15 protein-coding genes and 1 riboswitch are annotated in these 12507 nt (G+C 66.1%); of the genes, 8 read left to right on the forward strand and 7 right to left on the reverse strand.

Features of this window, described 5'->3' with window-relative positions; all coding sequences use genetic code 11:
- Positions 1-10 precede the first annotated feature (10 nt).
- The 4 genes from ribBA to nrdR all read right to left on the reverse strand — a co-directional run bounded on the left by ribBA (position 11) and on the right by nrdR (position 3892).
- Positions 11-1105, reverse strand: coding sequence for a bifunctional 3,4-dihydroxy-2-butanone-4-phosphate synthase/GTP cyclohydrolase II (ribBA, locus tag ACFW0B_RS14900; RefSeq protein WP_151131619.1), 1095 nt, complete (start codon positions 1103-1105; stop codon positions 11-13).
- 17 nt (positions 1106-1122) lie between these two features.
- Positions 1123-1785 carry a riboflavin synthase gene (locus ACFW0B_RS14905; RefSeq protein WP_449149420.1) on the reverse strand — a complete coding sequence of 221 codons (663 nt, stop codon included), beginning with the start codon at positions 1783-1785 and terminating at the stop codon, positions 1123-1125.
- A 219-nt stretch (positions 1786-2004) separates the two neighbouring features.
- Positions 2005-2230: riboswitch (FMN riboswitch) on the reverse strand.
- Positions 2231-2318: 88 nt separating this feature from the next.
- On the reverse strand, positions 2319-3428 hold the full coding sequence (gene ribD, locus ACFW0B_RS14910; RefSeq protein WP_449149422.1) for a bifunctional diaminohydroxyphosphoribosylaminopyrimidine deaminase/5-amino-6-(5-phosphoribosylamino)uracil reductase RibD: 1110 nt from the start codon (positions 3426-3428) through the stop codon (positions 2319-2321).
- Positions 3428-3892 (reverse strand): transcriptional regulator NrdR, encoded by a 465-nt coding sequence (nrdR, locus tag ACFW0B_RS14915; RefSeq protein WP_151138642.1) that lies wholly within the window; start codon positions 3890-3892, stop codon positions 3428-3430. The genes ribD and nrdR overlap by 1 nt, the downstream gene beginning before the upstream one ends.
- A 175-nt stretch (positions 3893-4067) precedes the next feature.
- On the opposite strand from nrdR, the gene ACFW0B_RS14920 reads away from it, so the two are divergent.
- The 3 genes from ACFW0B_RS14920 to trxA all read left to right on the forward strand — a co-directional run bounded on the left by ACFW0B_RS14920 (position 4068) and on the right by trxA (position 6129).
- The gene (locus tag ACFW0B_RS14920) at positions 4068-4493 is read left to right on the forward strand and encodes a YbaY family lipoprotein (protein WP_449149424.1); all 426 of its coding nucleotides are present in this window, start codon (positions 4068-4070) and stop codon (positions 4491-4493) included.
- Positions 4490-5143 (forward strand): class I SAM-dependent methyltransferase, encoded by a 654-nt coding sequence (locus ACFW0B_RS14925; RefSeq protein WP_449149426.1) that lies wholly within the window; start codon positions 4490-4492, stop codon positions 5141-5143. Before ACFW0B_RS14920 ends, ACFW0B_RS14925 begins: the two co-directional genes overlap by 4 nt.
- 116 nt (positions 5144-5259) lie before the next feature.
- Positions 5260-6129, forward strand: a complete 870-nt coding sequence (trxA, locus tag ACFW0B_RS14930) for a thioredoxin (RefSeq protein WP_449149428.1) — start codon at positions 5260-5262, stop codon at positions 6127-6129.
- Positions 6130-6186: 57 nt separating this feature from the next.
- Here trxA and ACFW0B_RS14935 read toward each other — a convergent pair whose 3' ends face one another.
- A complete protein-coding gene (locus ACFW0B_RS14935) occupies positions 6187-6534 on the reverse strand; it encodes a hypothetical protein (RefSeq protein ID WP_449149430.1) in 348 nt (115 codons plus the stop codon).
- Positions 6535-6638: 104 nt separating this feature from the next.
- Here ACFW0B_RS14935 and ACFW0B_RS14940 point away from each other — a divergent pair, with 104 nt between their 5' ends.
- From ACFW0B_RS14940 to ACFW0B_RS14960, 5 genes are all read left to right on the forward strand, one after another.
- Positions 6639-7193, forward strand: a complete 555-nt coding sequence (locus tag ACFW0B_RS14940; RefSeq protein WP_449149432.1) for a DUF2796 domain-containing protein — start codon at positions 6639-6641, stop codon at positions 7191-7193.
- 39 nt (positions 7194-7232) lie between these two features.
- Complete coding sequence (locus ACFW0B_RS14945; protein WP_449149434.1) at positions 7233-7940, forward strand: ABC transporter ATP-binding protein; 708 nt, start codon at positions 7233-7235, stop codon at positions 7938-7940.
- Position 7941: 1 nt separating this feature from the next.
- Positions 7942-9204 (forward strand): ABC transporter permease, encoded by a 1263-nt coding sequence (locus tag ACFW0B_RS14950; protein ID WP_449149436.1) that lies wholly within the window; start codon positions 7942-7944, stop codon positions 9202-9204.
- 7 nt (positions 9205-9211) lie between these two features.
- The gene (locus tag ACFW0B_RS14955; protein WP_449149438.1) at positions 9212-9730 is read left to right on the forward strand and encodes a DUF3299 domain-containing protein; all 519 of its coding nucleotides are present in this window, start codon (positions 9212-9214) and stop codon (positions 9728-9730) included.
- A gap of 154 nt (positions 9731-9884) precedes the next feature.
- On the forward strand, positions 9885-10556 hold the full coding sequence (locus ACFW0B_RS14960; RefSeq protein ID WP_449149440.1) for an OmpW/AlkL family protein: 672 nt from the start codon (positions 9885-9887) through the stop codon (positions 10554-10556).
- A gap of 123 nt (positions 10557-10679) precedes the next feature.
- On the opposite strand, the gene ACFW0B_RS14965 is transcribed toward ACFW0B_RS14960, so the two are convergent.
- Both ACFW0B_RS14965 and ACFW0B_RS14970 read right to left on the reverse strand, forming a co-directional pair.
- Positions 10680-11609, reverse strand: coding sequence for an NAD-dependent epimerase/dehydratase family protein (locus ACFW0B_RS14965; RefSeq protein WP_449149442.1), 930 nt, complete (start codon positions 11607-11609; stop codon positions 10680-10682).
- Positions 11602-12486 carry a sugar nucleotide-binding protein gene (locus ACFW0B_RS14970; protein ID WP_449149444.1) on the reverse strand — a complete coding sequence of 295 codons (885 nt, stop codon included), beginning with the start codon at positions 12484-12486 and terminating at the stop codon, positions 11602-11604. The genes ACFW0B_RS14965 and ACFW0B_RS14970 overlap by 8 nt, the downstream gene beginning before the upstream one ends.
- Between the last annotated feature and the right edge of the window lie 21 nt (positions 12487-12507).

Here is a 12507-nt window from a genome sequence, read left to right on the forward strand (position 1 = left end):
CCCTGCGGGATCATTCAGCGGGCAGGTATTCTACAACTTCCAGGTCGAAACCGGATATCGCGTTGAACTTCATCGGCGAGCTCATCAGGCGCATCTTGCGCACTCCGAGGTCGCGCAGGATCTGCGATCCGGCACCAACGGTGCTGTAGGTGGTCGGGTTGGTTACGCGGGTTTCGGCCCCCAGCTGGCGCTCCAGGTGCGCCAGCAGCTGCGGACCGGTGAGCGGGGTGCCGAGCAGCAGCACCACACCGCTGCCGGCAGCGGCCACTTCCTTCATGGCGGCGCGCAGGCTCCAGCGGCCAGCCTGGTTGACCATGAACAGGTCGCGCAGCGGGTCCATGTTGTGCACCCGCACCAGGGTCGGCTCTTCCGGGCAGATCTTGCCCAGGGTCAGGGCCATGTGCACATCGCCTTCCACGGCATCGCGGTAGGTCACCAGGTTGAAGTGGCCCAGTTCGCTGTCCAGCGGCTGCTCGGCGATGCGCTCGACGGTGCGTTCGTGGATCAGGCGGTAGTGGATGAGGTCGGCGATGGTGCCGATCTTGATCCCGTGCTCGGCGGCGAAGGCTTCCAGCTCGGGGCGACGGGACATGGTGCCGTCGTCGTTCATGATTTCGCAGATCACGCCGGAAGGCTCGAAGCCGGCCATGCGCGCCAGGTCGCAGGCAGCCTCGGTGTGGCCGGCACGGGCCAGCACACCGCCCGGCTGGGCCATCAGCGGGAAGATGTGGCCGGGGCTGACGATGTCGTCGGCCTTGGCACCCTTGGCGGCGGCCACCTGCACGGTGCGTGCGCGGTCGGCGGCGGAGATGCCGGTGGTCACGCCTTCGGCGGCTTCGATGGACACGGTGAACTTGGTGCCGAAGCCGGAGCCGTTGCGCGGCGCCATCAGCGGCAGCTTCAGCAGCTCGCAGCGCTCGCGGGTCATCGGCATGCAGATCAGGCCACGGGCGAAGCGGGCCATGAAGTTGATGTGCTCGGCCTGCACGCACTCGGAGGCCATGATCAGGTCGCCTTCGTTCTCGCGATCCTCGTCATCCATGAGGATGACCATCTTGCCCTGGCGGATGTCTTCGATCAGTTCTTCGATGCTGTTGAGAGCCATGGGCCCTCCTTCTGAATTCAGTGTTTGAGGTAGCCGTGTTCGGCGAGGAAGCTTTCGGTCAGGCCAGAGGACTGGGGCTCGGCAGCCTTGTCGCCAAGCAGCAGGCGCTCCAGGTAGCGGGCCAGCAGGTCGACCTCCAGGTTTACCCGACGCCCCGGGCGGTAGTCGGCCATGATGGTCTCGGCCAGGGTGTGCGGGACGATGGTCAGCTCGAACTCGGCGCCATTCACCGCGTTCACCGTCAGGCTGGTGCCATCGACGGTGATCGAGCCCTTGAGGGCGATGTACTTGGCCAGGTCACGCGGCGCGCGGATGCGGAATTGCACGGCACGGGCGTTGTCCTCGCGCTTGACGATCTCGCCGATACCGTCGACATGGCCGCTGACCAGGTGGCCGCCGAGACGGCTGGTGGGAGTCAGGGCCTTTTCCAGGTTGACCGGGCTGCCGGGCTTGAGGTCGTCGAAGGCGGTGCGGGCCAGGGTCTCGCGGCTGACGTCGGCCCAGAAACCGTTACCGGGCAGCTCCACGGCGGTGAGGCAGACACCGTTGACGGCGATGCTGTCGCCCAGCTTGACGTCGGCGAGGTCCAGCTTGCCGGTTTCCACCAGGACGCGGACGTCACCGCCCTTGGGCGTGATCGCGCGGATGGTGCCGATGGCTTCGATTATGCCGGTGAACATGAGACCTCCAGAGCTTGCAGCACGCCGGTCGATACCGGCGAAACACGCATTATAAGCGCCCGCCCCTCAGCCGCGCGCAGGCATGCCGCCGACGCCGGAAGGAAGTGGACTGTTGCATATGACATCGATGGAACTCCTGTTTCGTGAAAAACAGGGCATATCGGATCGAAAGGGATCTGACGGACACAGGCACGGACGCACCCCGGACCAGGCAGGCAATCCCGTTCTCTCTTCATCCGGACTATTACCGTCGGCCTCGGAATCGCACCGAGTCTGCTGACCTTGCTGGATGGGCTGGCGGCACCTGGGCGATACGGCATTTCTGCCTTGTCTCGCTCCAGCTCGCTCACCCCTGGACAGACTGCTTCCAGCAAGCGCTCGCGGGCTATGCGCACTTCGCGCAATTACCGCCGGTGGGGACTTGCACCCCGCCCTGAGAACGTATCAGCCAGCATCGAACTGGCTGGCAGGCGTTTTATCACAGTCGCGGAGAACTTGCATCGGCCTTTGCGGCCATGCCGTTGACGCGGGAATCAGGCAGTGGCGCGGGGTATCGCGATGACTCGCCAGTCGTTGCCCACGGCGCGCATCTCGACGATTTCAAGTTCCTGCGCCTCCGCCATCCGCGCCAGGGGCCAGTCCAGCAACGGGCGGGCGCTGGAGCCGAGGAACTTGGCGGCGATGAAGATCTGGTACTCATCCACCAGCCCGGCCTGGGCGAAGGCACCGGCCAGGCGCGGGCCGGCTTCCACCAGGACTTCGTTCACGCCACGGCTGGCCAGTTCCTGCAACAGCTTGCGCAGGTCGACATGGCCATTGGCGCCGGGCAGCGCCAGCAGTTCGTGGCCCGCATAGGCGTCCGGGCTGGACACACTGGCGGTCACCACCAGTGCCGGGCCCGCCTGGAAGAAGGGCGCCGCCAGCGGTACCCGCAGGCGGCCATCCACCAGCACCCGCAAGGGCGGACGGCTGACCGCCAGGGCGGTGAGTTCGGGGTCGAGGCCCAGCTCATCGGCGCGGACGGTGAGGCGCGCGGCATCGGTGAGCACGGTGTCGGCGCCAGTCAGCACCACGCTGGCGCGGGCACGCAGGCGTTGCACCGCAGAGCGGGCAGCCGGGCCGGTTATCCACTGGCTTTCGCCGCTCGCCATGGCGGTGCGCCCGTCCAGGCTCATGGCCAGCTTGACCCGCACGAAGGGCAGGCCCTGCTCCATGCGCTTGATGAAACCGGCATTCAGCGCCCGCGCTTCGGCTTCCAGCACGCCGCTTGCGACGGCGATACCGGCATCGGCCAGCCGCTGCAGGCCACGCCCGGCGACCTGGGGATTGGGGTCCTGCATGGCCGCCACCACACGCCCCACCCCGGCGGCCACCAGCGCATCGGCGCAAGGCGGCGTGCGGCCGTGATGGCTGCAGGGTTCGAGGGTGACGTAGGCGGTGGCGCCACGGGCCAGCTCGCCGGCCTGGCGCAGGGCATGGACCTCGGCGTGGGGCTCGCCGGCACGGACATGCCAGCCTTCGCCGACGACCTGGCCATCGCGAACGATGACGCAACCGACGCGCGGATTGGGATGGGTGGAATAGATGCCCTTGCGCGCCAGCTCGAGGGCGCGGGCCATATAGGCCTGATCGCTGGCGGCCATCAGTCTTTAGACGGCTCGCGGGCCAGGCGCTCGATTTCCTCACGGAACTCGTTGAGGTCCTGGAAGCGCCGGTAGACCGAGGCGAAACGGATGTAGGCGACTTCGTCGAGCTTCTGCAACTCGGCCATCACCAGTTCCCCCAGCACCCGCGACTTCACTTCGCGTTCGCCGGTGGCGCGCAGCTTGTGCTTGATGTGGGCGATGGCCGCTTCCAGGCGCTCGACGCTCACCGGGCGCTTTTCCAGCGCGCGTTGCATGCCAGCGCGCAGCTTCTCTTCGTCGAAGGGCTGGCGGCTGCCGTCCTGCTTGATCAGCCGGGGCATCACCAGTTCAGCGGTCTCGAAGGTGGTGAAGCGTTCCTCGCAGGCCAGGCACTCGCGGCGACGGCGCACCTGGTCGCCCTCGGCAACCAGCCGCGAATCAATGACCTTGGTGTCGTGGGCGCCGCAGAAGGGACAGTGCATGGGTTCGAATGGGCATCGGCGGAAAAGGTGGTCCATGGTAGCGCATCCCCCGGGCAAGACAAGCCGGCGGCTTTGCGCTATAAGGCCCGCGCACTTGGCGTCTGTTGATATTTCGTTCGCGGCAACACGGCTCTTAAAGAAACGTCAACAGCCCCCCATATTCAAGGAAGTCCAGATGCGCCCACTCCTTCCCCTGCTCCTGACCGCCCTGCTCGCGGCCTGTGCCAGCGAAGAGCCTGCCCCGCAACTGCCCCAGCCGACGCAGAAACCCAGGGTGGAAGCGACACCGGCCCATATGCGCGAGCTCATCGGCGTGCTGCAGACGCCGCCTTCCGGCAGTGAAGTCGAGCTGGCACTGATGTCGATCGATTCCCGCGACCGTCCGCAGCGCCTGCTGGGCAGCCTCATGCTGAAGGGCAATGGCGGCCCGCTGCCCTTCCGCCTGCTGTTCAACCCGGAGTCCTTCCCCCGTGGCGAGCGCGTGGAACTACGTGGGCGCGCCAGCCTTTCCGGACGTCTGGTCCTCAAGCTGCAACCACGCCTCATCCTGCAGCCGGAAAACCAGACCCTCGGCCCGATACAGATGGTGCCTGCGCCATGACCGCTCCGAAGATGCTGCAACAGGCCCTGAGCCAGTTGCTCGGCGACGCCAGTCTCTGCGCGGAAACCCTGCCCGGCACCGACCTCAGGCTCTGGCTGATCGATGCCGGCAACATGGACCGCGCATTCAGCCCGGAAGAAACCCGGCGCATCCTCGAAGAGCCGCCCTACTGGTGCTTCTGCTGGGCCAGCGGCCTGGCCCTGGCGCGCTGGCTGGCCGAGAAGCCCGAATGGGTCGCCGGCAAGCGCGTACTGGACTTCGGCGCCGGTTCAGGTGTCGCCGCCATCGCTGCGGCCAAGGCCGGCGCCGCCGAAGTGGTGGCCTGCGACCTCGACCCGCTGGCCCTGGAAGCCTGCCGCGCCAATGCCGAGCTGAACGGCGTGGAGCTCAGCTACTCGGCGGATTTCTTCCAGGAAGAGGATCGCTTCGACCTGATCATCGTCGCCGACGTGCTCTACGACCGCGCCAACCTGCCACTGCTCGATCAGTTCCTCACCCGTGGCCGCCAGGCCCTGGTGGCCGATTCGCGGGTCCGTGACTTCCAGCACCCGCTCTACACCCGCCTCGCCGTGCTGGATGCCTGCACCTGGCCGGACCTGGCCGAGCCGGCGGAATTCCGCAATGTGAGCCTCTATCACGCGATTCGCTGAGGTTCTCGCCGGCTTCTGATGCCGGGGCCATGTTTGCGCCGAATTCGTGCGGGCGTATTCATCCCCGGCCGGCAGCCGTATGATTCGCCCATTCTTTCGTGCCTTCGAGAGCCCCGATGAGCGACATTCCCTACATCTTCGATACCACCAGCGCCGACTTCGACCAGGCGGTGATCCAGAACTCCTTCCACAAGCCCGTGCTGGTGGACTTCTGGGCCGACTGGTGCGCCCCCTGCAAGGCGCTGATGCCGCTGCTGGCGCAGATCGCCGAGTCCTACCAGGGCGAACTGCTGCTGGCCAAGGTCAACTGCGACATCGAGCAGGACATCGTGATGCGCTTCGGCATCCGCAGCCTGCCCACCGTGGTGCTGTTCAAGGACGGTCAGCCGGTGGACGGCTTCGCCGGCGCGCAGCCGGAATCGGCCATCCGCGCCATGCTCGAACTCCATGTGCAGATGCCGGCCACGCCCCAGGGCAACCTGCTGGACGCCGCCCAGGCCGCATTCAGCGAAGGCCGCATAAGCGAAGCCGAGAACCTGCTCAAGCAACTGCTGACTGAAGACAACACCAACGCTGCCGGGCTGATCCTCTATGCCCGCTGCCTGGCCGAACGCGGTGAGCTGGGCGAAGCGGAAACCGTGCTCAATGCGGTGAAGAGCGACGAGCACAAGCAGGCGATCGCGGGTGCCCGTGCCCAGCTGACCTTCCTTCGCCAGGCTGCCGACCTGCCGGAAGTCGCCGACCTGAAATCGCGCCTGGCCCAGGATGCCGGTGACGACGAAGCGGTCTACCAGCTGGCCATCCAGCAGCTTTCCCGCCAGCAGTACGAGCCGGCGCTGGACGGCCTGCTCAAGCTCTTCGTGCGCAACCGTGGCTACGAAGGCGGCCTGCCCCACAAGACCCTGCTGCAGGTATTCGACCTGCTGGGCACCGACCACCCCCTGGTCACCACCTACCGCCGCAAGCTGTACAACGCCATCTACTGACCCGCTCTACCCTGTGGGAGCGAATTCATTCGCGATTGAACGCGCTCCCACGGCTCATCACCCCCGCCAGATATAAAGAGGCGCGTCTTCCCGTCCCTCGACATGCACCTGCTCGCTGTGGCGCAGACGCACCAGCAGGCGCTTGCCTGCCGCCACGCCACCGGCCAGGGCTTCCAGCTCGGCGAGCAATCGTGGTCCTTCCATCTGTCCGGCTTCGCGCAAGAGTTGCCGGGCAGTCTCCCAGAGCGCGTCGGTGCGCGGTGCATCCGGGGCTTTCGACGCGGCCGTGTCCTTGTCCACCCGCCCCGGCGACAGGCGACTGGCCAGCTGGCCCCAGTCCTCGGCGTCCATTTCCAGCGTCAGGTCCACCGGCCAGTCGCCGATCTGTCCGCGTATGCGCAGCATGTCCAACTCCTCCAGAAACGAATGCGCAATGCTCCCACGGCGCTGGCGGGCTGCCTACATTTGTTATAACGTAACGAAATCTTTTTGCCTCCACGGAGACCTTCATGCGTCACCTGCTGCTTGTCCTGCCCTTCGCCTTGCTGCCCCTGGCCACTGTCCAGGCCCATGAACACGAGCACGAAAGCCTCGGCGCCCACGAACACGGCGTAGCGCGCCTGAACGCCGCGCTGGACGGCAATGCCCTTGAGCTGGAACTGGAAAGCCCGGCGATGAACCTGGTGGGCTTCGAGCATACCGCCAGCAGCGATGCCGACAAGGCCAGGGTCGCGGCCGTCCGCGCCGAGCTGGAAAGCCCACTGGAATTGTTCGCCCTCCCAGCGGCGGCCGGCTGCAAGCTCGCCTCCCAGGAACTGGAAAGCCCGCTCTTCGACGCGGACGAGCACCACGGCGAACATGCCGAGGATCATGACCATGAGCACAGCGAAGTCCACGCCCACTACCGGTTCGAGTGCTCCACCCCCGACGCGCTGAAGTCCCTGGACCTCGCCGGGCTGTTCAAGCGCTTCCCTGTCACCGAGAAAATTCAGGTACAACTGATCGGCCCGAACGGGCAGCAAGGCGCGGAACTAAGCAAGTCCAACGCCAGCCTGAGCTTCTGATTCCCCTGGAACCGGCCGGGGCAACCCGGCCGCTTGCCCATGAGCCAGACATTGATCGAACTCCAGGGGCTAGGTTTTGCCTGGCCCGGCCACCCGGAACTGCTGGATATTCCCGAGTTCCACCTGCAACGCGGCGAAAGCCTTTTCCTCAAAGGTCCCAGCGGCAGCGGCAAGACGACCCTGCTAGGCCTGCTCGGCGGAGTCCAGAAACCCGGTCGCGGCAGCATCCGCCTGCTCGGCCAGGACCTGGCCAGGCTCTCGGCCAGCGCCCGCGACCATTTTCGCGTGGATCACACCGGCTACATCTTCCAGCAGTTCAACCTGCTGCCCTTCCTCTCCGTGCGCGAGAACGTCGAGCTGCCATGCCGCTTCTCGCGCCTGCGTGCCGAACGCGCGCGCCAGCGCCATGGCAGCGTCGATGGGGCCGCCGCCACCCTGCTGCGCCACCTCGGACTCCAGGAAGAGCTGTTGCAGCGCCGGGCCGACGCCCTGTCCATCGGTCAGCAACAACGGGTCGCAGCCGCCCGTGCGCTGATCGGCCAGCCGGAGCTGGTGATCGCCGACGAACCCACCTCGGCCCTGGACGCCGACGCCCGCGAGGCTTTTCTGCAACTGCTGTTCGCCGAATGCCGAGAAGCCGGTTCCAGCCTGCTGTTCGTCAGCCACGACCAGAGCCTGGCGCCGCTGTTCGACCGCAGCCTGTCACTGGCGGACCTGAACCACGCCGCGCGCATCGAGGAGGTTTGAGATGTATCTGTTGCGCCTGGCCCTGGCGAGCCTCGCCAACCGCCGTTTCACCGCCCTGCTGACGGTGTTCGCCATCGCCCTTTCGGTCTGCCTGCTGCTGGCCGTCGAGCGGGTACGCACCGAAGCCCGCGCCAGCTTCGCCAGCACCATCAGCGGCACCGACCTGATCGTCGGCGCCCGCTCCGGCGCGGTGAACCTGCTGCTCTATTCGGTGTTCCGCATCGGCAACGCCACCAACAACATCCGCTGGGACAGCTTCGAAGCCATCAGCCAGGACAAACGGGTGAAGTGGGCCATCCCCATTTCCCTGGGCGACTCCCATCGCGGCTACCGCGTCATGGGCACCAGCACCGCCTATTTCGATCACTACCGCCATGGCCGCGGCCAGTCGCTGCGACTGGCCGAGGGCAAGCCATTCGCCGACATGTTCGAGGTGGTGCTCGGCGCCGAAGTGGCCGAGGCCCTGCACTACAAGCTGGGGGACAAGCTGGTGCTGGCCCACGGCGTCAGCAGCGTCAGCCTGGTGCAGCACGACGACAAGCCGTTCAGGGTGGTCGGCATCCTCGCGCGCACCGGCACGCCGGTGGATCGTACCCTGCACATTTCCCTGGCGGGCATGGAAGCCCTGCACGTCGACTGGCAGAACGGCGTGCCCGCGCGCGGCGCCGGCAAGGTCAGCGCCGACCAGGCCCGCGCGATGGACCTGCAACCCAGGGCCATCACCGCCTTCATGCTCGGCCTCAACAGCAAGATCGCCACCTTCGCGCTGCAACGGCAGATCAACGAATACCGTGGCGAGCCGCTGCTGGCGATCCTGCCCGGCGTGGCCCTGCAGGAACTCTGGAGCCTGATGGGCACGGCGGAGAAGGCACTTTTCGTGGTGTCGCTGTTCGTCGTGCTGACCGGCCTGATCGGCATGCTCACCGCCATCCTCGCCAGCCTCAACGAACGCCGCCGGGAGATGGCCATCCTCCGTTCCGTAGGTGCCCGCCCCTGGCACGTCGGCAGCCTGCTGGTGCTGGAAGCCTTTGCCCTGGCCATGGCGGGCGCGGTATTGGGTGTCGGCCTGTTGTACCTCGGTATCGGGCTCGGCCAAGGCTATGTGCAAGCGAGCTACGGACTCTACCTGCCGCTGGCCCTGCCCAGCCCCTATGAGTGGACGCTGCTCGCCGCTATTCTGGCAGCCGCCCTACTGATGGGCGTGGTACCCGCCTGGCGCGCCTATCGGCAGTCGCTGGCCGACGGCCTTTCCATTCGCCTTTGAGACGTCCATGACACGCATCCTGCTGGCCCTGCTGCTGGTCCTTTCCTCCCCGCTCTGGGCCGGCGAGGCACGTGAGCTCACCTGGGCGGAGATGATCCCGGAAGGCGCGCCGCCGCCCGCCCCGCCCGCGCCCTTCCATGACCTTTCGCAGCTGTCCGACGCCCTCAACGCCGAGGCCGGCCCGGCTGCGAGCCAGCAATCCCCCGCCGCGCCGGTGGTCGAGGCGCTGGATGGCCAGGAGGTGAAGCTGCCGGGCTACATCGTGCCGCTGGACGTGACCGAGGAAGGCCGCGTCACCGAGTTCCTCCTGGTGCCCTACTTCGGCGCCTGTATCCATGTCCCGCCGCCGCCGTCGAACCAGATCGTCCACGTGAAGAGCGAACTCGGGGTGCTGATGGATACCCTCTACCAGCCCTTCTGGATCGAAGGTCCGCTACAGGTGAAAGCCAGCAACAGCGAACTGGCGGAAGCCGGCTACCAGATGGACGCGAGCAAGATCTATCCCTACGAGTCCGGCGGCAGCTGAGCCGGGCGTGCTCCCCCTGGATGCACAAGGGCCCGGTCTAACCGGGCCCTTTGCTGTCGACCTCAAGCGATATTGCTCTGGATCAAGATACTAAGCTTCCTAATTACCGACACTGGTTCCAGCCAAACACTCTTAGAACTCACTGGAGCCTTCCATGCACAAGCCTCTTCTCGCTGCTTCCCTTCTCGCCCTTGCTGTCGCCTCCCCCCTGGCCCAGGCCCACAAGGCCGGCGACCTGATCGTCCGCGCAGGCGCGGCCACCGTTTCGCCGAACGAAGACAGCTCCAACCTGTCCATCGCCGGCGCCAAGGTCGGCGGCACCAAAGCCACCTTGGACAGCGACACCCAGCTCGGCCTGACCGGCACTTACATGCTGACCGACCATGTCGGTATCGAACTGCTGGCAGCCACCCCGTTCCAGCATGAAGTGGGCGTGAAAGGCCTTGGCGCACTCGACGGCAAACTGGCCGACATCAAGCACCTGCCGCCAACCCTGAGCCTGCAGTACTACCCGATGGACCCGAATTCCGCGTTCCAGCCTTATGTCGGCGCAGGCCTGAACTACACCCTGTTCTTCGACGAGGACCTGACCAGCTCGCGCAAGGGCCAGGGCTTCAGCAACCTGAACCTTGACGATTCCTGGGGCCTGGCCGCGCAGGTCGGCATGGACTACATGCTGACTGACAACATCCTGCTCAACGCCGCTGTCTGGTACATCGACATCGATACCAAGGCCACCACCGACCTGGCAGGCGTGGGCAAGGTCAAGGTCGATGTGGACGTGGACCCGTGGGTCTACATGGTCGGCCTCGGTTACAAGTTCTGAGCGGGCTCCTTTCGAGAGGAACACCCCCGCCAAAAGGCGCCTTCGGGCGCCTTTTTTTGTACCTCTGGGATCGAATTCATTCGCGATTGAAATCGCTCCCACAGGCAAATCGCGGCTCGCTGTTCAACGCCCCAAGAGGCGCGCCACACCCTCGCGCAGCGGTGTGGCCTCGGGGAACTCGTAGCGCAGCAGCAGGCGGGCATTGTTGGCCCGTGAATGGCGGATGTCCCCGGCGCGGGCTTCGGCGTAGTTCACGGTTGGCATTTCGCCCAGCACCTCACCGATGGCGGCAAGCAGCTGCTTGAGGCTGGTGGCGCGGTTCAGGCCCACATTCACCGGCCCGGCTTCCAGCCACTCCGCCTCCAGCGCCTGCACCAGCACCTGCACCAGGTCGCCGACGTAAACGAAATCGCGGGTCTGTTCGCCATCGCCGAACACGGTGATGGGCAACCCGGCCTGGGCGCGCTCGGTGAAAATGCTGATCACGCCGGAATAGGGCGAAGACGGGTCCTGGCGCGGACCGAAGATGTTGAAGAAGCGGAATACCGCCGGCTCCAGGCCGTGCTGGCGACGATAGAAATCCAGGTAGTGCTCGCTTGCCAGCTTGTCCGCCGCGTAGGGTGTCAGCGGCGACTTGGGGATGTCCTCATCGATGGCCATGCCTTCGCCGTTCTGGCCATAGACCGCAGCGCTGGAGGCGAAGATCACCCGCCTCACGCCGTGCTCGCGCATGGCTTCGCAGACATTCAGGGTGCCGATGAAATTGCTCTGGTGAGTCGCCACCGGATCGTCCACCGACGCCTGCACCGAAGCCACCGCAGCCAGATGCGCCACGGCCTTGCAGCCGGACATGGCGCGTGCCACCAGGGCAGCGTCGGCCACATCGCCCTCGATCAGCTCCAGACGCGGATCGTCCAGCGCCAGGTTGGAGCGCTTGCCAGTGGACAGGTTGTCCAGCACGCGCACGGCGTGGCCCCCGGCAAGCAGCGCATCGGCCAGGTGCGAGCCAATGAAACCGGCGCCGCCGGTGATGAGGATGGGGGAATCAGCCATGGCGGTAGTAACGGTCCAGCAAGGTTGGCAATGCAGCGCGCCAGGCGCGCGGCTTGATACCAAAGGTATGGAGGATTTTCTTGCAGGCCAGCACCGCGTTCTGCGGTTCGTCCGCTGCGTCGGGACGGGCAGCGTGGGCCTGCGGGGTGATGTCCTGGACCTTCAGCGGATGCAGGTTGCGGGCCTCGCTGAGCAGCGCCTGACCAAGGGCCAGCGGCGTCGTGGCCTCGTGGCCGCCGTAGTGATAGGTGCCCCAGAGCGGCGCCTGGCAATCCAGCTGCTTGATCACTGCGAGCAGCACGCGCGCGGCATCGTCCACCGGAGTGGGATTGCCGCGACGGTCATCCGCCAGGCAGATTTCCTCCGCTTGTTCGGCGCGGCGCAGGAAGCGCCCCAGGGAACCTTCCCGGCTGTCGTCCAGCAACCAGCCGAAACGCAGCAACACGTGTTTGGGGCAGGCGGCACGGACACTCTGTTCCATGCGCCAGATGGCCCGGCCACGTTCGCTGAGCGGGGAGGACTCGTCCTTCTCGCTGTAGGCGGTGGCGCGGGAGCCATCGAATACCCGGTAACTGGAGGGTTGCAGCAGGATGATGCCGTGGTGCTGGCAGAGCTCGGCCAGACGCTCCACACCGCGTTCCTGGGCCGCCAGGCGGACAGTACTGACGTCCTCGGCCTGGAACCAGTCGAAGTAGTAAGCGAGGTTGATCACGGCATCAGGCCGGGTGTCATCGAGAAGCTGGGTCAGGCTGGCGGCGTCCCAGCCCTGCTCGGGCGGACGCGGAGCGAGAAAACCTATGTCTTCCTCGGCGCCCTGGTGAATCAGCGCCTGTCCGAGAGAATTGCCGCCGCCCAACAGCATCAAGCGCATTCGCATAGAGAAAAAGGTCGCTTAAAG

Origin of the sequence: Metapseudomonas phytobenefica (genome assembly GCF_043392685.1) — a bacterium.
Classification (GTDB): Bacteria; Pseudomonadota; Gammaproteobacteria; order Pseudomonadales; family Pseudomonadaceae; genus Metapseudomonas.

Excerpts from the sequence above, each read along its gene's own strand:
- ribBA (WP_151131619.1), bottom strand. The coding sequence starts at position 1,105 with ATGGCTCTCAACAGCATCGAAGAACTGATCGAAGACATCCGCCAGGGC.
- ACFW0B_RS14905 (WP_449149420.1), bottom strand. The coding sequence starts at position 1,785 with ATGTTCACCGGCATAATCGAAGCCATCGGCACCATCCGCGCGATCACG.
- ribD (WP_449149422.1), bottom strand. The coding sequence starts at position 3,428 with ATGGCCGCCAGCGATCAGGCCTATATGGCCCGCGCCCTCGAGCTGGCG.
- nrdR (WP_151138642.1), bottom strand. The coding sequence starts at position 3,892 with ATGCACTGTCCCTTCTGCGGCGCCCACGACACCAAGGTCATTGATTCG.
- ACFW0B_RS14920 (WP_449149424.1), top strand. The coding sequence starts at position 4,068 with ATGCGCCCACTCCTTCCCCTGCTCCTGACCGCCCTGCTCGCGGCCTGT.
- ACFW0B_RS14925 (WP_449149426.1), top strand. The coding sequence starts at position 4,490 with ATGACCGCTCCGAAGATGCTGCAACAGGCCCTGAGCCAGTTGCTCGGC.
- trxA (WP_449149428.1), top strand. The coding sequence starts at position 5,260 with ATGAGCGACATTCCCTACATCTTCGATACCACCAGCGCCGACTTCGAC.
- ACFW0B_RS14935 (WP_449149430.1), bottom strand. The coding sequence starts at position 6,534 with ATGCTGCGCATACGCGGACAGATCGGCGACTGGCCGGTGGACCTGACG.
- ACFW0B_RS14940 (WP_449149432.1), top strand. The coding sequence starts at position 6,639 with ATGCGTCACCTGCTGCTTGTCCTGCCCTTCGCCTTGCTGCCCCTGGCC.
- ACFW0B_RS14945 (WP_449149434.1), top strand. The coding sequence starts at position 7,233 with ATGAGCCAGACATTGATCGAACTCCAGGGGCTAGGTTTTGCCTGGCCC.
- ACFW0B_RS14950 (WP_449149436.1), top strand. The coding sequence starts at position 7,942 with ATGTATCTGTTGCGCCTGGCCCTGGCGAGCCTCGCCAACCGCCGTTTC.
- ACFW0B_RS14955 (WP_449149438.1), top strand. The coding sequence starts at position 9,212 with ATGACACGCATCCTGCTGGCCCTGCTGCTGGTCCTTTCCTCCCCGCTC.
- ACFW0B_RS14960 (WP_449149440.1), top strand. The coding sequence starts at position 9,885 with ATGCACAAGCCTCTTCTCGCTGCTTCCCTTCTCGCCCTTGCTGTCGCC.
- ACFW0B_RS14965 (WP_449149442.1), bottom strand. The coding sequence starts at position 11,609 with ATGGCTGATTCCCCCATCCTCATCACCGGCGGCGCCGGTTTCATTGGC.
- ACFW0B_RS14970 (WP_449149444.1), bottom strand. The coding sequence starts at position 12,486 with ATGCGAATGCGCTTGATGCTGTTGGGCGGCGGCAATTCTCTCGGACAG.